Consider the following 17,765-nt stretch of genomic DNA (forward strand, 5'->3'; position numbering starts at 1 on the left):
GACGATCAGTATCCGTACTACATGGTAGGATCGATTCAGGTTGCTCCCGAAATGCTTGCTTTGAACATCCATCTTAAGTAATAAAATTGAGGGGACTTAAGTCCCCTCAATTTATTTCCTTGAATTCGCCATCTTTGAAAGAAAATATATATATTTCAGTGTTTTGAGGTACATATTCTTTTATCTCATCCAAAGAAAGATGTTTCACGTAAAGTAAAAAGGCTGATATGGTTATTCCATGTGATACTATCAAAGGATGATCAAATCTTTGAAGGTAATCTTTTACGGCGTTAACCATTCTATCTTGAACCACTTTTACAGTTTCTGAATTTTCCATTTGCCATTTTGATGGATTTTCTTTCCAAATTTTACCTTCCGGTGTTTTCATCAATTCATCGAGAAAATTTCCTTCCCAACTGCCATAATTCATCTCTCTTAACCTAACGTCAGTTTCTACACCAACCCCAAGGATTTCTCCTATTATCTGAGCGGTTTGGTAAGCCCTTATGAGATCGCTTGAGATGATCCTGTCTATAAGATGATCTTGGGTTTTCAAATATTCTCCAATGTTTTTTGCCTGCTTCATTCCCATATCGTTTAGAGGAGCGTCGAGACTTTGCCCCTGAAGGATGCCGCTGAGATTTGAATCAGTCTGGCCGTGTCTTGTAAGATAAAAAGTCTTCACTCAACCACCGGCAATGAAATTGCCAACTATTTCGACGCTTTTTTTCACTGCATGAGTTTTGAAAACTTTTATTCCTTCATCCAGCCTTGCAAGCCATCCATCTTTTTCTTTTTTGACGATGATGTAATATGTTTGAACAAAACCGTCATCAACTGAAATTGTTTTTAAAAGATATCCTTCATCACCCTTGAAAACGCCTTTGAATTGGATTATCGATTCATTTTCAACGAACTTTTTTGAAGCAATTTCGTTGATCTTTTCAAATGAAATATCTTTAAGATGCACATGGGGCATCCAATCAATCACCATCCTTGATGTACTGAATTCATGGCTTTCCATGATTATAGACCATGATTTTCGACCCATTTCATTCCATTTTCTCCCGTATTTCGTAGTCTTTAAAGGCATTACGTTTCTTTTCGAAAAAATAGCACCTATTTTTAAAGCATTGTCGGTGATCCATTCGACATGATCTTCATCATCCGTGACTATCAAAAATTTGCCATCTTTTTTGAGCGTTCTAAGGGCATTTTTTAAAAATTCTTCAGAGAAAAGTCTTCTTTTTTCGTGAGAATTTTTAGGCCACGGGATCGGATAAAACGAAAGCATTAAATCTATTGAAGATGGTTCAAAGACTTCCTGAACGAGAAATTTCGCGTCTCCTTGAAAGATCATCACGTTATTTAAGCCCATATCAAGTACCCTTTTGGCGGCTTTAACGCAGGATATTTCTGAATTTTCTATCCCGATAAACATATCGTTTGATCTTGATTTGGCCATTCTCGTCATGACCTCACCATTTCCGAATCCTATTTCAACGATTCGCTTTTTATTGTCATCGAATTTCAACGGAAGATGAAGGTCTTCCGGAAAAGAAATGTACTTAAGACACTTTGTATTCTTCGAAACTTTGAAGTTGGTAAAGTTTTGCGTATATTCCATCTTTTTTCATCAATTCCTCGTGATTTCCTTCTTCGACGATCTTTCCATCGTCTATCACTATTATTCTTTCTATATTTCTTACGGTCGAAAGTCTGTGTGCGATGACGATTGTCGTTCTGCCTTCAGTCAATCTCTCGCTTGCCCTTTGAATAAGCGATTCGGTTTCGACATCAACGTTGCTTGTTGCCTCATCCATTATAACAACTTTTGGTTGTCTTACAAAGGTTCTTATCATAGATATGAGTTGCCTCTGACCCATTGAAAGGTTATTTCCGCCTTCTCTGACTTCCGTATCAATTCCGTTTGGAAGAGAAGCGATGAACTTCTCTATGTCGAGTTTTTTGATCGCTTCTATTGCCATTTCCTTTGTTATCTTTTCATCGAACAATCTTATGTTATCAAAAACTGTCCCGGAAAAAAGCATGACTTCTTGAATCACGATGTTAACGTTTTTTCTCAATTCTTCGATTGGACAATCTCTAACTTCAACATCGCCAATTTTGGCACTTCCTTTTGAATAAGGATATAAACCGGTCAGAATTGAAGAAATCGTTGATTTTCCTGCACCGGTATGACCGACTATGGCGAGTTTTCCCCCATTTTCGACCGTAAAGGAGACATCTTTGAGTATCATGGTGTCTTGGGAATATCCAAACCAAAGGTTTTTAACCTCTATTTTCCCGTTGCTTATCTTCTTATCCGAAATTGGTCTTTGAGGTTGTGGCAATTTGAACAGAGCCCTTATTCTTTCTATTGAAACCATCGCAGATTGAATATTTGAAAAATTTTCGGCGAGATCATTTATAGGGGTGAATGCCATGCCTATGTAACTCACGAAAGCGTAAAGAGTTCCTATTTCCATCTGTCCATGGATTATCGCTTGAACTCCAAACCAAATAACAAGGGCTGTTCCGACGTACCTTAAAAAGTCTATCAAAGGTCTGAAAAAAGCGAAAATCAGCAATTGTTTCATGGCTGCTTTGTAATAATCGTTGTTTATGACTGAAAATTCATCCGATTTTTCTTTTTCTCTGTTGAAAAGCACTGTTACGACCATTCCGCTAAGGTGTTCTGCCAAAAAGCCATTTATCGCTGCCAATTTTGCCCTTACGGCTCTGTACGCTTTTCTTGAATATGTTCTGAAAATTGATGTTATGATGGCGACGGTTATGAAAATTGGAATTGTTATTAGGAAAAGTCGAAAATCGACAAGAAATAAGACGTAAAGTATGCCCGCTATCAAAACGGCATCTTTGAAGATGGATGAAATCATGGTCGAGAACATGTTGTTCAAATTTTGAACATCATTAGTCACACGCGTTACAAGTCTTCCGCTTATGTTTGAATCAAAAAATTTCATAGGTTGATCGATAAGATGAACGAAAAGTTGATTTCTGACATCGTTAACTGCCCGTATGCCAACACTTTGAGACGTGTAATTTTGAATGTAGGAAAAGACAAACGAAACAAGAAAGATCATGAAGATCTCAAATGCCACAAGCGATATGCCTGAAAATCTTATTTGATTGTATTGGGAAGCACTTATCGTGTAAGAATTTCCGTTTCCTTGAAAGATATACTCGTTTTCTAAATGTTTTACCGTATATGCACCATTTGAAGACGGGATGAAATATTTTCCGTCTATCTCTATTGAATTGTAAGAAGGCTTTGCAGATACGGCGTATTTCGAAGGATTAAGATACAGGTTTATAGCATTACTTGTGAGTATGGTTGGAAACAATCCCATAACACTCACGATGATCATGAGTGCTATTGAAAGGCTCATCATCTTCCAGTAAGGTTTTATGTACTTGAAGACCCAGAAGGAAAGTTTCAGGCTATCAAGGAATGGAAGTTTGTACTCTTCTTGTTCATAAGATGGCGGCATGAGTTACCTCTAACTTTTTCAAATAGCTGACTCCTCATTACGTATTTTGAGAATCTCTTGAAGTTGGATTATCTCTTTTTTGATGATCCCGTTTCCAACTCTGACTGATTCCTCAACTTTTTTGCACGCATAAACAACGGACGAATGATCCCGTCCAAACCATTCTCCTATTTCCGCAAAGGTTTTTCCAAGATATTTTCTGGCGAAGAACATGCCGATCTGTCTTGCGTTTGAAAGTTTCGCCGTTCTTAACTTAGCATCTATTTCGGCCGGTCTAACATCGAAGATCATCGCAAGCGCGTTGAAAAATATTTCCTTCTCGATAACTTTTTTGCCTTGAAAGTTTTTTATCTCGACGCCAGATACTTCTCTTACTATCTTTGAAATGTTAGATTTATCGACAGCGCTTTTGACATTTTTAAAGGCTATTTTATTTATTATTCCTTTTATGGTCCTTATGTTGTCTGAAGCCTCGACTATTTCTCTTATACTTTCATCATCAAGTGGTATTCTGTTTTTTGAAGCAAAGGTTTTGGCTATCTCAAATTTAGTTTGCACATCCGGATTATCAACCTTTACCATGAGACCCATCTGTAACCTCGAAACAAGTCTCGGCTGAAATTTGGAAAGTTGGGTTGGCGTCCTATCGCTGCACAAGACTATCTGTCTTTGATTGTCTATGAAATGATTGAGCGTATGGAAAAGTTCCGATTGAATTCCGTCTTTCCCTTCAAGAATTTGTATATCGTCGATCATAAGGATATCAAGTTTTTCCCTGATACTTTTTCGAAATTCAATCGTTGAGCCGTTTTTTATCGCAACTATGAGATCGTTCATGAATTTTTCTGCCGTCATGTACATCACATGGAGATCCGGTGAATTTTCGAGTACGTAATTCGCAATGGCATTCAAAAGATGTGTTTTTCCAAGTCCGACACCGCCGTAAAGGAAAAAAGGATTCATCTTTCCAGGATTTTTGGCAATCTCTATCGCTCCGTCATATCCTTCCTCGTTAAAAGGGCCGACGACAAAACTCTCGAAGGTGTATTCTTTGTTAAATTCGCTTAAAAGTACAGGCCTTTTCCTGACAAGCGGTACATTTTGTCTCGGTTCGCTTTCCTGAACGATTTCGTCCTTTATCTGGTAAGGAATATCTTTTCCGCTCACTTCCCGTATCGTTTCAACGAATTGTTTGGCATACCTTTGATTTATCCAATCCTTTATGAAAAGATTTCCAACGGAAAAAACCACAAGATCGTCCGTTGCGGACTCAACCTTGAAAGTGCTAAACCACATCTCCCATATCTTTCTGGCAATTTTCGATTTTAAAGTCTCTATAAGTTTGTCTTTAAGTTCCACAGAATAACCCCTATTCGAGATAAGATTTGAAAGCCATACACTATAATAACAGAAAAAAGGTGATGTGTTCAAAAATTTTTTGTAAAAATTGTGTTCAATGTCCTATTTCTCTTTCTATCTGCTGAATCATGAAAAGTCTGCGGTAAAGACCGTTCAACTTCATAAGTTCATCGTGTGTTCCGGATTCAATAATTTTCCCTTCATCCATGACAAAAATCACATCGCTGTTTTTGACGGACGCTATGTTGTGTGTTATCACAATAGTGGTCATATCCTTCAAAGTTTTACCTATGTCTTCGAGTATCAGAGTTGCTGTCTGTGAATCCACAGCCGACAAAACGTCGTCCAAAATTATAACCTGCGCATTCTTAAAAATGCCTCTTGATAAACTCAGGCGTTGCCTTTGACCTCCAGAAAGCGTCACACCTCTTTCTCCGACAAGCGTGTCGTACTTGTCATCGAACTTAACAACTTCTTCATGAAAATGAGCAACCTTTGAAGCATCCTCCACATCGTCTTCTGAAAACTGTTCAAGTCCAAAGGCTACATTTTTTGAGATTTTGGTGCTGAAAAGGAAGGATTCTTGAGGTATTAAAAGTACATTTTCCCTTAAAGATTTTCCGTTTATGCGGTTTATGTCAACACCGTTGTAGAAAATCTGACCATCCTCGATGGAATATAATTTTGTCATAAGTTTGACAAGCATTGTTTTACCGGACCCTATTTTACCTATTACGGCGATCTTCTGACCGGCTTTTATCTTAAGATCTACTCCTTTTAAAATATTCTCACCGTTGTAAGAAAAGTTGAGATGCTTTATCTCAAGAGTTTCAAATTTACCGGGAAATTCAAGGCCTTCTTCTTTTCTGTCCGGAGTTTCCATCAGCGATTCTATTCTTTCTTGAGAAGCCCTGCCCATCTGTAACACGTTTATGACCTGCCCTATTGCCACAAATGGCCATGTCAACATTCCAAGATAACTTATGAAAGCCACAAAATCACCAAGATTAACCGTGCCGCTTATGACCATTTGACCGCCTAAGAAGATGGCTATTGCCGTTGTTAGAGCCGCCAAAAAACTTATCAAAGGACCATAAACTGCGGATATTCTAAGAAGTAAAAAATTGTCATTGGCGAATTGATCACACGATTGCTTGAAAAGAGCGTTGAATTTATCTTCAACTCCGTAAGATTTTATGGTCTTGACATTTGAAAAACTTTCTTGAGCCTTTTCACTTATGAAAGAAAAATCATTTTGCACCTTTTTGAACCTCGTGTGGATCTTTCCCCCAAAGTACCACGAGGAGATGGCGACAAAAGGTAACGGTATAAGTGAAATCAAAACAAGCCTGTAATCAACCACCATAAGCATGCCGGCGAAGACAAAAATCGTCATGGCTATCGCATCGACTGTCATTATAACGCCCTGACTTAACATCTGACTTACCGCCTGAACATCGTTTGTGTAATAAGCCATAAGATTGCCCACGCTATGTTCGTCAAGAAAAGATATCGGAGATCTCAAAAATTTGTCAAAAAGCGTTTGCTGAGCGTAAGCCTGAAACTTTCTTGCACTTCCGACGATAAGCATCCTCCATATAAACCTTCCAACGACAACACCTGCCGCTATTATGATTATGAGAACAACGAAATTCATGACAATTCCAAGATTCACAGGGGGTTTTATGACGATATTGACAACTTCCCCTATATACTTTGGAACAAGTATTTGAAGGTAATCTATGGAAGCAAGAAAAATTATTCCTAAAATATAATATTTCCATCTTTTTTCCAAAAAAGTTCTTATCACAATTCAATCACTCTTGTCTCGGAAGTCTTAGGATCTAAAAGCACGCATGTTGCCTTGCCGGTCAGGTAACCGCAACTTTCCCCGGGATTTATGACAAGTGTTTTACCGTATTGCTTTATTGTAAGCCTGTGAGTATGTCCAAAGAATATAAAATCGTAAAGTTGAGATTTTATGCCGGAATAAAGGGCTTGAGGTTCATGCATCAAATACATATGCTTTCCCTCCACATCTAACCAATGTGGCGATCTCATGATTTTTCCATTTGCACGTTTTTGAAGCAAAAGACGATCACCGTCGTTGTTTCCAAAAACACCGATAAATTTCATTTCCTCTTTCAAAAAAGATAGGATGGCAAAAGGAGAGACAAAATCTCCCATATGGAAGATCATCGAAACGTCATGATCTTTTGCAATTTCCATCGCTTTGTTTATCTTTTCCATGTTGTCATGAGAATCAGAGATCACCATCCACATAGATTCACCTTGAGTAATTTCTTGGACCGAATATCTTAGTGCCTATTCTGACAAGATTTGCGCCTTCCTCTATCGCAACCAAATAAGAATCTGACATACCCATTGAAAGTACGTCCATTTTGACATTTTCAAAATTCAAACTTTTGATGTGATCGAAAAGTGCTTTGGTGAGTTTAAAATAAGGCCTCAAATTTTCAGCCTCTAATGCAGGCCCCATCGTCATAAGTCCATATATCTTCAAATTTTGAAGTTTAGAGATTTCTTTTACGGCATCTTCAACCATTTCCGGCATCACACCGGCCTTTTGTGGTTCCAATCCGCTGTTAACCTCAATGAGAATCTTCATGACCTTACCGGTAGATTCGCATTTTTTGTTCAGAATCTTTGCAATTTCGACAGATCCTATTGTCTCTATCATATCGAAAAGACGGATCATCTTATTTATTTTATTTTCCTGAACGCTACCTATAAAATGCCATTCTACTTTTTCTTTGATTAAGGGAATGACTTTTTCAGCCTCTTGAACGTAATTTTCGCCGATTATCTTTGCGCCGGCCAAAATGCTTTCTTCAATTTCATCATAATTTCTGGACTTAGCGGCTACCTCAAGATCGACACCATGGGGCAGATCGGAAAGAATTTTTTTCACATTTTCGCTTATAGACATAAAAGATCACCTTTTTTATTATATCAAAAATCATTTCTTAACTATGTTTCTTCTTATGTTATCTTTTGATAAGACTTAATTAAAAGATAAAATTAGACGATCAATAATTGATCCATCTTAAAACCCCTTCTAAAGAGTGGAATTGTATAATTTTAATGATTGAAAGGAGAGGTCTGAATATGAAAGTGAAAGATATGGAAAAGATATTAAATAAAGAAGAAAACAAAAAAATGGCCGAAAAGGTAAGAGTTGAAACTTTGATCAAGGCCACGGTTTACGGAATAAGGTTTTAAGAAGGCGCGAAAGCGCCTTTTTTAACTGGAAATTTTTGTTTCTTCTGGTTTTCTTTCGATCTTTGTAGCCTTTCTAACTTCCCATACCAAACTTCCCACTCCGATGACCAAAACGACCATTATGACAAGTACAAACTCTATGCCAAGGCTATGTAAGTTGTGAATATGAAGCGGTGTGAGTATTTGAAAATCTGCTATTGATGGGAAAAGTAATCCAAATATTCCGGCTGCAACAAAAGTGATACCTCCCCATAATAAAGTTCTTCCGGCCGTTAAACTTGATAATTTTGATGCCATTTGCGGTGAAAGTTTTAAGTGTTTGGTTAAAGCACCGAAAGATAATCCGGCAAATGCCTGAACAGTTGTCGTTCCAATACCGAAGAAGAAGCCGGGTACCCATCCGAGATACATGTTTGGCATTGAAGGAGCGAGGACTGTGTAGATTATGAGTGCAAATGCTCCAAAGCCAAAACCGGCTATGAATCCATGAATTATCGCCATTTTTGGTGTTGGCGCTTGAACGTCTGGATATTCACCCTTAAGCGCCGCTGCATGGTGAGATCTGTCTATCTTTCCAAAATGTATGTGAAATGCATTTTTAAACTTGAAAACATACATACCGCCGAGTGCCATGGCAGTCCCAACTATTACGTATATTATGTAATTGAAATATGGCAGATCAAATACCTTTGAAAGTGCAAAATAAGAGACCTCGCTCATCAAAGCACGCTGGACTGTAAAACTCAACGAGAAAATCAAACCGACTATAAGACCTTTTTTTGCAGAGTAACTTCCAACGGCATAACTAAAAGTTATCGGCCAGGTGTGTTCATCAGGAGTTATTCCATGAACTATTCCCAGGAGATAAGAAGTTAATATAACCATTCCAACAGACATTCCTGCCGATGGAGACCACAAATTTATCATTCATTTCACCCTTTCAATTTTTGACAATCTTCACAAATTCCAAAAAAATCAAGTTGATGACTTTGTACTTTAAAACCTTCTATTTTGACGTTTTTAACAGGACAATCAAATACATCTTCTACTTTGAGACATTTGAGACATATAAGATGATGATGGTGATAAGGAGGACAAAAAATGTATCTTAATTCTCCTTCTATCGAATAACTTCTGGCAAGATTCATTTCCATAAGAAAGTTCACCATTCTATAAATAGTTGTAAGTCCCACTTTGACACCTTTTTTTGAAATGTCATCAAAGAGTTCTTTGGGAGTACGAAGATGATGTTCGAGAATGAAAAACTCAAGTGCCTCTTTCCTCGGTTCTGTCATGCGCATTCCTTTTTGATGGAGTTTTTCACTTACCATTCCAACCATTTCGTCTTTCATGTCACACCTCTTATAGAAAATAATTTTCTATAAGATTATAGCATATCTTTCCCAATAAAACAAAAAAATTCCGTTTTTTCACGGAATTATGGCGGAGGCGCTGGGATTCGAACCCAGAAGGTGCGGAGCACCACCGGTTTTCGAGACCGGCCCCTTAGCCATTCGGGCACGCCTCCAAAATTAATTCAAGATGGTGTGCCTGGCGGGAATTGAACCCGCAGCCTTTGGATCCGGAGTCCAACGCTCTATCCGTTAAGCTACAGGCACACTCGATCTATCAATAATTTATCTCTTCAGCATTTTCGTTACTCATATCTGGGCTTGGTTCTTCTTCGAATTCCTCGTTTGCATTTTCTTCATTGACAATTTCTGTTTCAGAACTTTCCGCGCTTTCTTCTTCAATCGGACTGCGTCCTTCTTTGCCTTCGAGGTACGCGTCAGCTATTCTTGAAGTTATCAATTTAATTGCACGAATCGCATCATCGTTTCCTGGAATTATGTAATCAACGTCGTCCGGATCGCAATTTGTATCTGCAATGCTCACTATTGGTATGTTGAGTATGTGTGCTTCTTCGACGGCGTTATATTCTCTCTTGGGATCAACCACGTAAAGCGCATCTGGGATTTTTTTCATGTCTTTAATTCCATCGAAATATTTTCTGAGACGTTCAAGTTCTTTACGAGTTGAATTTGATTCTTTTACGGGTAGTTTGTCAATATCTCCTGCTTTTTCCATTTCCTCAAGTTCCTGAAGCCTTTTTATTCTTCCGGTTATAGTTGAAAAGTTTGTCAAAAGACCGCCTATCCACCTTTTACTTATGTAAAAGGCTCCGCATCTCTTGGCCTCTTCTTCTATCGTTTGAGCACCTTGATGCTTTGTGCAAACGAAAAGTAGAGTCTTGTTCTGCTTCCCAAGATCGACGACAAAATCGTAAGCCCTGTCAAGGAGATTTGAAGTTTTTTGGAGATCGATTATGTATATGCCTTTTCTCGCGGCATAAACATAAGGTCTCATCTTGGGATTCCATCGTTTTGTTTGATGACCGAAATGCACGCCGGCCTCCAACAATTGTTTCATTTTGATTCTTTCTGCCACAATACACCTCCGAATGGTTTTAACCTCCACAACCGTCATTTCTTTTGAAGACCTTAAAAAAGGCACCTTTCAAAAGATCGGGCTGTGTGCGTTTTACGTCAAATTATATCACATTGTACTTAGTTTGTCTATGACTTCATCTATTGTGGACTATTTATGTTATAATAAGACGAGGTGATTGAATGCTCGATCTTTCAACAAAAAGTTCTTATGCCACGCGTGCCGTGTACGAATTGTCCCGTGCATGGAATCGTGGCGTTGAAAAGTTAACGCTTAAAGAAATAGTTTCAAAACAGGATGTTCCCCTTGATTACATGGAAAAATTGCTTTTCCAACTTAAAAGAGGCGGAATCGTAATCACTATACGAGGAAAAAACGGTGGTTATGCCCTTGCAAAGAGTCCTTCTGAAATAAAAATATCTGACATAACGACGTTGATGGAAAATCCTGTCAAAAGGTTGAATTGTCTTGTAAAAGAAAATTCTAAAAAGTGCGATATTTTTGATTATTGCATGATAAAATATGTCTGGAATGACGCTTACGTCGCGATGAACAAAGCCCTATCTAAATATACCTTTCAGGATCTCGTCGATATGGAAAGCAAATACGCCGCCCAAGTAAAGTCATGAAAGATCTTTTGATAGACAAAAGCCAGGACTTTTTCTTGATTCTTGAAAAAGAAAAATCAGAGTGGCCTGCCTTTTATTTTGAATATGTTAAAAATGCACCGTACATCTTTTCAAATTACCATCGTATTTTCAACTTGGATGAAGAAGCCATAAAAAAAAGAATCCTTTCTTTTGAAAGAAGATTTTTGGATAAGGTTTTTCAATCTTTACCTGAAATAGGCCCTTACAAGTACGAAGTTGCGCGTGCCATAGTTTCAAAGGCCGAGAGCATGGATTTAGCCATTTCGGACTTCCATTTTTATATAGTCGGTGGACTTGATTTTGATCCCGTTACTGTCATCGATGAACAAAACACTTTAATAGATGTACTTGCCTTATACAGGGTGGGCTTTGAAAATTTAGAAGATCTGTGCGTTAAAATTAGCATGAGGAGATGATTTAAATGGCGGAAGACGCAAAAAAGTACGTTTGTACGGTGTGCGGTTACGTTTACGATCCCGAAAAAGGAGATCCGGATAACGGCGTTAAAGCAGGAACTCCATTTTCAAAATTGCCAGACGATTGGGTATGTCCAGATTGTGGCGCGCCGAAGGATGCTTTTGATCCAATAGAATGACATACCCCCACCACTTATAGAAGTGGGGGCTTTAAAATTAAAACAACTCCACTTAAAGTGGAGTTGTTTTTTGGGAGGGATTGGAAGATCACTTGCTAAATATCGTCAGCATTTCCATTCCTTGAGAATAAACAACCATCGTAAGTGTTCCTCCAGAAGGAATTGATTCGTAAACTTTCTGAAAGTCTTGAACCGATGTTATTTGTTGGTTATTCAATGATGTTATTACATCTCCGACTTCAAGGCCTGCCATGTTTGCGTTGCTGTTAGGTGTAACTGAAGTGACAACAACGCCTGTTACGTTTGACGGTATAGAATACTGATTTACGTAAGTACTCGTTATGTTGGCAACTGTAAAACCGTTAGCGTTGTACACGTTGGTGTTCTGGAAAACGGTTTCGGATGAAAGTTTGACGTTAAAGGTCATGTATTGACCGTTTCTGTAAACTTTTAGACTCACGGTATCACCTGGGGCATATTCACTTATAACGCTTACAAGTTTATCTGCTCCGGTTATCTTAATTCCATTGGCTTCGACTATGACATCTTTTATCTTCAGACCGGCCTGTGCCGCTCCGGAATCAGGATAAACGCTAACGACAAGAGCACCTGAGTCTATTTTTATTCCAAGATTTTGCGCAAGAGCAGGGGTTAGATCGGTGATCTGAATTCCGAGATAACCTGGGCCTTTGCCCTGAATAAGACGGTTAATAAGTGTTTTGACCGTATCTATCGGTATCGCAAAACCTATGCCCTGACCTTGAGAAGATGATATTATGGCCGTGTTTATGCCTATAACTCTTCCGTGGATATCAACAAGAGGACCGCCACTGTTGCCCGGGTTTATAGGTGCGTCTGTTTGTATCATGTTGTAATAATATCCGGTATAGCCGGTACCTGAAGCATTGGGTTTTGGCACCTTCCTGTTTATAGCACTTACTATTCCAGATGTAACCGTGTAATCAAGTCCAAAGGGATTTCCTATCGCCACAACGTATTCCCCGACTTCCAGGTCATTCGAATTTCCAAGCACTGCTGTGGGGAAAGATGTGCCGGCAGGCGCTTCGATCTTAACAACCGCAAGATCATTCGTCGGATCTCCGCCGATAACTTTTCCGGTGTAAGTTTTGCCGCTCAAAAGTGTAACTTCAACCGTTTGTGCATTTCCGACAACATGATAATTTGTCACAACATATCCTTCAGAATTGAATATTATGCCCGATCCAAGATCGGCTATTTGCTGTTGTTGAGAAGGTGGTGGTGTAACTCCAAAAAATTGTCTGAAGAATGGATCAAGCGGATTTGACGTTGCGATCGTCTGGGTCGCAACAATTCTTACAACTGCAGGAGAAACGGCCTTAGCAACCGTTATGACCGGACTTTCGATGTTTGGATTGAGGTATCCATACGGAGCCGTTGCAGGACTCGAAAGTGCCGTGGTGTCAGTTGCAAAAGCAAAAACTCCTACCATGGCAAGTACCATCATCATCACGATTAGAACTTTAAACCTTTTCACAGATAAGCACCTCCTGAAATCTTTTTTCAATTTTTAGACTCAGAAGGAACTGACATGTTCAAATTGAAAGTATGTATTCTTTTATCGCTTTCGCAACACCATCTTCATCATTTGAAGATGTTATGTACTTTGCGACATTTATCAATTCAACGGGTGTGTAATCGTTGCCCATAACGATTGGGTGCCCCACAATTTTCAAAGCCTCAAGATCGTTGTAATTATCGCCTATAAATGCAGATTCTTCACGGGACATGCCGAATTTCTTTAGAAGAAAGTCAAGTGCTTTTTCCTTACCGCAACCGGGGCCAAAAAATTCAACAAAGCCTTCGTTATCTGGAAAAAGCGTGCTTAGCACCATCGTGAATTCCGAACAGTCCATTTCTTTTTCGATCGTCTTTATTTTGTTGAAATCTCCGACGACCGCAACTTCGCCGATCTCTTCGCCTATGCATGCAAAGATGTTCGGAACTTTGATCATTCTGTAGGCATTTCTTTCGAAATAAGATTTGTAACTTGACGGCGATGGTATCTCCTCTTCATAAACCATGTCAGGGGTTTCGGTAAAATGTGTAAACAGTACGGAAAAGAGATCGTATTTTTTGGCAAAGTACACTATCTTTGAAGCACAAGCGTAAGAAAGTGTTACCTTTTTTATCGTTCGGTGTGTTTTTATGGTCGAAATAAATGCGCCGTTTTGGAAGACACCCGGTATATCCGATGATATGGCTCCAAAGTACTCTTCAGAGGCCACAAAAGATCTGCCTGTGAAGATCGTCACATGAATTCCGGATTTTTCGAGTTTTTCGAGTGCTTTCAAATTCTCTTCGGATATTTTCTTATCAGAATCAAGCAAAGTACCATCAAGATCGATGCCGACGAATTTTATCATTTTTCAAAATCCTTTATCTCATTCAGCCTTCTTTCATGACGGCCACCTTCAAAGTTCGTTGAAAAAAATGTATCGATGGTCTCATCGGCCAAAGTGGGTCCCATAAGTCTTCCAGCCATGACAAGTACGTTCGCGTTGTTGTGCATCCTCGCGTATTTTGCCATCGTAGGGTACAGGCACAGCGCAGCGTAGATACCTTCGAATTTATTTGCGGTTATGGACATTCCGAGGCCTGTACCGCATATCAATATGCCATAATCTGCTTTTTTGTTTTTCAAGTCATCTACGACTTTTTTTGCAAAAACAGGGTAATCGACCGATTCGGTTGAATATGTGCCTTCATCCACAAATTCTATACCCTTCGATTCAAGATATTTTTTCACATGTTCCTTCAATTCGAAACCTGCATGATCGCTTCCAAGAGATATTTTCACTCTAATCATCCTTTCAATTTCCAAGATCGTAAGGTTTAGTCCAGTCAATCTTCGAGAGCAATTTGAAAGTCACAATGGCCATGACGATTTCGGCCAAAACCGGCGCTGCGAAGAACACAAAAAATCCCAAGACAGGATTTAAAAAAGATAAAATTTGATTCTGCCCAATGTAAATACCTTCCAAATCGGCAAAAGTTGCCCCTAAAAAGCCCATTCCCATGCTGACTAACGTACCGGTGGTGTTAAGCGGACGTCTTATGCCCCCTATTGAATTTGGCCATTTGATCGTGGCATACACTCCAAAAAAAGAAAGTGTCAGGAGGATGGGTATAGAAAATAACACCGTTACAATCGGAAAGAGCACATTACCGAATATCGCCGATAAAATAGAAAATGTCACGATCATGACGATTGCAAAGGCAGAAGTTATGACAAAGGCTTTGCTCCAAAGCGGTGTTCTTTTACCAATAGGAAGTGTGTTGACGAAATCGCCAACCTTTATCTCTATCGAAACAAGGCTTGCTGTTGCGATTACCGTGTACATGGATGATAAAAAAACAGATACAACAGGTATCATGATATCGCGAGTCGTGGCATTTGTTCCTTTACCCAAAGCACCTACTCCAACTAAAATCAAAGGAAAAATGGCAGGATATATGAGTAAAAAAAGAATGGAAGGTTCTCTTCTCATGAGTTTCTCGTCTTTTGAGATAAAAGCGATAACCGGCCTTCTTATCCTGTATTTTTTCCTGTGAATGGTGCGCTTGCTGGCACTTGTCATCTTTGAAAATCCCGTGAGTATGCCGTTTGAGGCTACAAGATAGGCAATAGCGCTCAAGGCTATACTCGTACCAATCACAAGTAAAATGCCACTCCATTGCATCTTCAAAGCATTCAGAAACCATGTCGAGGGGAGATATGGGGCGTTGACCGTGTTGATGTAATTTGAAAATGCCATTTCAACGTTTCCGGCATTTGAATTCAAAGATCCAACCATGCTCATGAGAATTATCACGAAAACGTAAACGATCAAAGATGTTAAAATCATAAATCTTTGTGTACCTGATTTCGAAGCAAATTTGGAAATGCCGAGTGCTATTAAAGAAGATATCGCCGTTAAAATTAGAAAGTAAAATATGTACATCACAAACATGAAGATGATCTCATACCATGGCATATTCACGGAATTGGCGTATGCCGCTAAAACAGGTATGACAAAAAGGGCGGGAAATCCACCCTGAATCATCGTTTCTATTGCTTTTGAAGAAAAAATTGTCGATTGCGAAATTGGCAAAGAAAGCAAAAAATCAACATCATCGCTCATAAAGACGTTAAGTGCGACGGCAGGCGTATCGGTCACCAACACGAGTACCAAAATGCCTATCATCGATATTTCGACAAAAAGATCGGCCAGGCTTACGCCACCAAAGACGATCGTTGAGTAAGTTTTAAAAGTTTCGACAAACAGAAAATAGGCTGGAATCCCTATTGCCGCAAAAACTCCCGCAAGGATCAACACGTAAGCAAAGAGAGGCATTCCGCGTCTTCCGCGCCTTTTTGGGATATTTGACCACATCTTCAACTTGTATTTGAGAAGAAGACCGAGTTGATTCATAGATTCTCTATTATCTCCTTAACATCCTCTTCATTAGATCCTGTGAGATTTAAAAAGATATCTTCGAGAGATTGCTTTCCGGATTCACTTCTTAATTCCGTAAGAGTCCCTTCGGCTATGATATTTCCGGCGTTTATTATGCCGATCCTGTCACACATCTTTTCTGCAATTTCGAGCACATGAGTCGTCATGAAAATGGCAGATCCTTCGTCTGCGTATTTTCTCAGCAACATCTTGAGTATTTTGGCACTTTTGGCATCAAGTCCAACTGTCGCCTCATCCAAAAATATGACCCTTGGTTTTCTCATGAGCACCGAGGTAAGTACAAGTTTCTGCTTCATTCCATGTGAATAATCTCCTATGAACTTTTCTAAAAAATTTATCTCAAAAGCATCGCACAGTTCAGAGATCATGTGCATCATTTCAACTTTTTCCATCGAAAAGATGGATCCCACGAATTCGAGAAATTCCTGGCCTGTCATGTTCTCGTACAGTTTCGGCTCGTCAGGTACCACGCCTATCTGAGATTTTACCTTTATCGGATGTGTTTCAAGATCGAGATCGCATATCTCTACCTTCCCGGAAGTTGGGACCAAAACGCCCGTGATCATTCTCATAGTGGTGGTTTTGCCGGCTCCATTCGGACCCAAAAAGCCATAAATTTCTCCTGCGTTTATCTTAAAACTTATCGATTTAACGGCCGTTATTTTCCCAAAATCCTTTCTCAGATTTGAAACTCTTACAAGTTCACTCATGCTTCTCCTTTTATCTCCAAAAGTTTTTTAACATGACCGAGTTCTTCATGTATTATCTTTCTAAGAATATCCCTTACCTTTTCGGTTTTAGAAACATCGAGTATTTCATTGTAGAAAATAATCGTTTCTTTTTCTATGGAAAGAGCAAAATCCGCTATATCGTTGATGTTCATGTACTTCGACTTTGATACCATTTCATTGTATGATGGAAAAATCACACCGTTGACTATACTTTCAAGGTAAGGCTTGGCATCCGACCATAATTGCGGATCTACATCATCAACTATATCTTTTGATATCCTCTCAAAATCTTTCGCGTGTTGTGCTTCTTGAGATTGCAAATAAGAAAAAAGTTCTTTCTTTCCGGGATTTTCAAGATTTTTCGCAAGATATCCGTAAAATTTCTCACCATCCCTTTCTATTTTGATGGCCATTTCAAGAATTTCATTTGGAGCATACTTGTCATTCATTTTTAATCCTCCTTTGTCAGATATGTCAAAAATTTGCTTTCCATATGCCGCTTTTGTTCGTCGGCTCTCGCATTCGCCCTTCGGTGTCTGGTCCTCGCGTTGCAGCGGAGGCCACCTCGCGGCGTCATGCTCTCCGCCTCCGTCTGTCTTTTTCAACGCGTCACTCGTTACCGATTACGCATTACTTTTTTTCTACATGCCACCCGCTACGAGCCATGTGCTGTTTTACCGATCACTCGTCACTGTTTTTTTTTGCCATAGGCTATTGGCCATGTG

19 protein-coding genes and 2 tRNA genes are annotated in these 17,765 nt (G+C 39.2%); 3 read left to right on the plus strand and 18 right to left on the minus strand.

The window, feature by feature from the left end; genetic code table 11:
• Positions 1-106 precede the first annotated feature (106 nt).
• The 12 genes from ACP5NR_RS06415 to rpsB form a co-directional block, all read right to left on the minus strand.
• Positions 107-685: a histidine phosphatase family protein gene (locus ACP5NR_RS06415; RefSeq protein ID WP_428006146.1), complete on the minus strand. Its 579-nt coding sequence runs from the start codon at positions 683-685 to the stop codon at positions 107-109.
• The gene (gene trmB / locus ACP5NR_RS06420; protein ID WP_428005237.1) at positions 686-1,627 is read right to left on the minus strand and encodes a tRNA (guanosine(46)-N7)-methyltransferase TrmB; all 942 of its coding nucleotides are present in this window, start codon (positions 1,625-1,627) and stop codon (positions 686-688) included.
• Positions 1,569-3,515 carry an ABC transporter ATP-binding protein gene (locus ACP5NR_RS06425; RefSeq protein WP_428005236.1) on the minus strand — a complete coding sequence of 649 codons (1,947 nt, stop codon included), beginning with the start codon at positions 3,513-3,515 and terminating at the stop codon, positions 1,569-1,571. The genes trmB and ACP5NR_RS06425 overlap by 59 nt, the downstream gene beginning before the upstream one ends.
• 18 nt (positions 3,516-3,533) lie before the next feature.
• Positions 3,534-4,874 (minus strand): chromosomal replication initiator protein DnaA, encoded by a 1,341-nt coding sequence (gene dnaA, locus ACP5NR_RS06430; RefSeq protein WP_428005235.1) that lies wholly within the window; start codon positions 4,872-4,874, stop codon positions 3,534-3,536.
• A 94-nt stretch (positions 4,875-4,968) separates the two neighbouring features.
• Positions 4,969-6,684, minus strand: coding sequence for an ABC transporter ATP-binding protein (locus ACP5NR_RS06435; RefSeq protein ID WP_428005234.1), 1,716 nt, complete (start codon positions 6,682-6,684; stop codon positions 4,969-4,971).
• On the minus strand, positions 6,681-7,157 hold the full coding sequence (locus tag ACP5NR_RS06440) for a metallophosphoesterase (protein ID WP_428005233.1): 477 nt from the start codon (positions 7,155-7,157) through the stop codon (positions 6,681-6,683). The genes ACP5NR_RS06435 and ACP5NR_RS06440 overlap by 4 nt, the downstream gene beginning before the upstream one ends.
• A 4-nt stretch (positions 7,158-7,161) precedes the next feature.
• Complete coding sequence (locus ACP5NR_RS06445) at positions 7,162-7,824, minus strand: YggS family pyridoxal phosphate-dependent enzyme (RefSeq protein ID WP_428005232.1); 663 nt, start codon at positions 7,822-7,824, stop codon at positions 7,162-7,164.
• A 314-nt stretch (positions 7,825-8,138) separates the two neighbouring features.
• Positions 8,139-9,044: a hypothetical protein gene (locus ACP5NR_RS06450; protein ID WP_428005231.1), complete on the minus strand. Its 906-nt coding sequence runs from the start codon at positions 9,042-9,044 to the stop codon at positions 8,139-8,141.
• A 5-nt stretch (positions 9,045-9,049) separates the two neighbouring features.
• Positions 9,050-9,469: a Fur family transcriptional regulator gene (locus ACP5NR_RS06455; RefSeq protein WP_428005230.1), complete on the minus strand. Its 420-nt coding sequence runs from the start codon at positions 9,467-9,469 to the stop codon at positions 9,050-9,052.
• Positions 9,470-9,558: 89 nt separating this feature from the next.
• Positions 9,559-9,645: transfer RNA gene (locus tag ACP5NR_RS06460), tRNA-Ser, on the minus strand.
• Between the two features lie 15 nt (positions 9,646-9,660).
• Positions 9,661-9,736: transfer RNA gene (locus tag ACP5NR_RS06465), tRNA-Arg, on the minus strand.
• Positions 9,737-9,746: 10 nt separating this feature from the next.
• Positions 9,747-10,547 carry a 30S ribosomal protein S2 gene (rpsB, locus tag ACP5NR_RS06470; RefSeq protein WP_428005239.1) on the minus strand — a complete coding sequence of 267 codons (801 nt, stop codon included), beginning with the start codon at positions 10,545-10,547 and terminating at the stop codon, positions 9,747-9,749.
• A gap of 200 nt (positions 10,548-10,747) precedes the next feature.
• On the opposite strand from rpsB, the gene ACP5NR_RS06475 reads away from it, so the two are divergent.
• Genes ACP5NR_RS06475 through rd form a run of 3 tightly spaced genes read left to right on the plus strand, consistent with a single transcriptional unit; the run spans position 10,748 to position 11,810 of the window.
• Positions 10,748-11,194, plus strand: coding sequence for an RrF2 family transcriptional regulator (locus ACP5NR_RS06475; protein ID WP_428005229.1), 447 nt, complete (start codon positions 10,748-10,750; stop codon positions 11,192-11,194).
• On the plus strand, positions 11,191-11,631 hold the full coding sequence (locus ACP5NR_RS06480; RefSeq protein WP_428005228.1) for a hypothetical protein: 441 nt from the start codon (positions 11,191-11,193) through the stop codon (positions 11,629-11,631). Before ACP5NR_RS06475 ends, ACP5NR_RS06480 begins: the two co-directional genes overlap by 4 nt.
• Before the next feature lie 5 nt (positions 11,632-11,636).
• A complete protein-coding gene (gene rd / locus ACP5NR_RS06485; RefSeq protein ID WP_428005227.1) occupies positions 11,637-11,810 on the plus strand; it encodes a rubredoxin in 174 nt (57 codons plus the stop codon).
• 88 nt (positions 11,811-11,898) lie between these two features.
• Here the strand turns inward: rd and ACP5NR_RS06490 are convergent, their stop codons facing one another.
• From ACP5NR_RS06490 to ACP5NR_RS06515, 6 genes are read right to left on the minus strand one after another with little or no spacing between them, the layout of a single operon-like run.
• Positions 11,899-13,326: a Do family serine endopeptidase gene (locus tag ACP5NR_RS06490; protein WP_428005226.1), complete on the minus strand. Its 1,428-nt coding sequence runs from the start codon at positions 13,324-13,326 to the stop codon at positions 11,899-11,901.
• Positions 13,327-13,384: 58 nt separating this feature from the next.
• Positions 13,385-14,215: an HAD family hydrolase gene (locus tag ACP5NR_RS06495; RefSeq protein WP_428005225.1), complete on the minus strand. Its 831-nt coding sequence runs from the start codon at positions 14,213-14,215 to the stop codon at positions 13,385-13,387.
• A complete protein-coding gene (rpiB, locus tag ACP5NR_RS06500; protein WP_428005224.1) occupies positions 14,212-14,649 on the minus strand; it encodes a ribose 5-phosphate isomerase B in 438 nt (145 codons plus the stop codon). Before rpiB ends, ACP5NR_RS06495 begins: the two co-directional genes overlap by 4 nt.
• A 13-nt stretch (positions 14,650-14,662) precedes the next feature.
• Positions 14,663-16,264: a putative ABC transporter permease subunit gene (locus ACP5NR_RS06505; RefSeq protein ID WP_428006147.1), complete on the minus strand. Its 1,602-nt coding sequence runs from the start codon at positions 16,262-16,264 to the stop codon at positions 14,663-14,665.
• A complete protein-coding gene (locus ACP5NR_RS06510) occupies positions 16,261-17,019 on the minus strand; it encodes an ABC transporter ATP-binding protein (RefSeq protein WP_428005222.1) in 759 nt (252 codons plus the stop codon). Before ACP5NR_RS06510 ends, ACP5NR_RS06505 begins: the two co-directional genes overlap by 4 nt.
• Entirely contained in the window at positions 17,016-17,489 is a 474-nt protein-coding gene (locus tag ACP5NR_RS06515; protein WP_428005221.1) for a ferritin-like domain-containing protein, read from the minus strand. Before ACP5NR_RS06515 ends, ACP5NR_RS06510 begins: the two co-directional genes overlap by 4 nt.
• Between the last annotated feature and the right edge of the window lie 276 nt (positions 17,490-17,765).

Source organism: Athalassotoga sp., assembly GCF_049965695.1.
In the GTDB taxonomy this organism is placed as follows: Bacteria; Thermotogota; Thermotogae; order Mesoaciditogales; family Mesoaciditogaceae; genus Athalassotoga.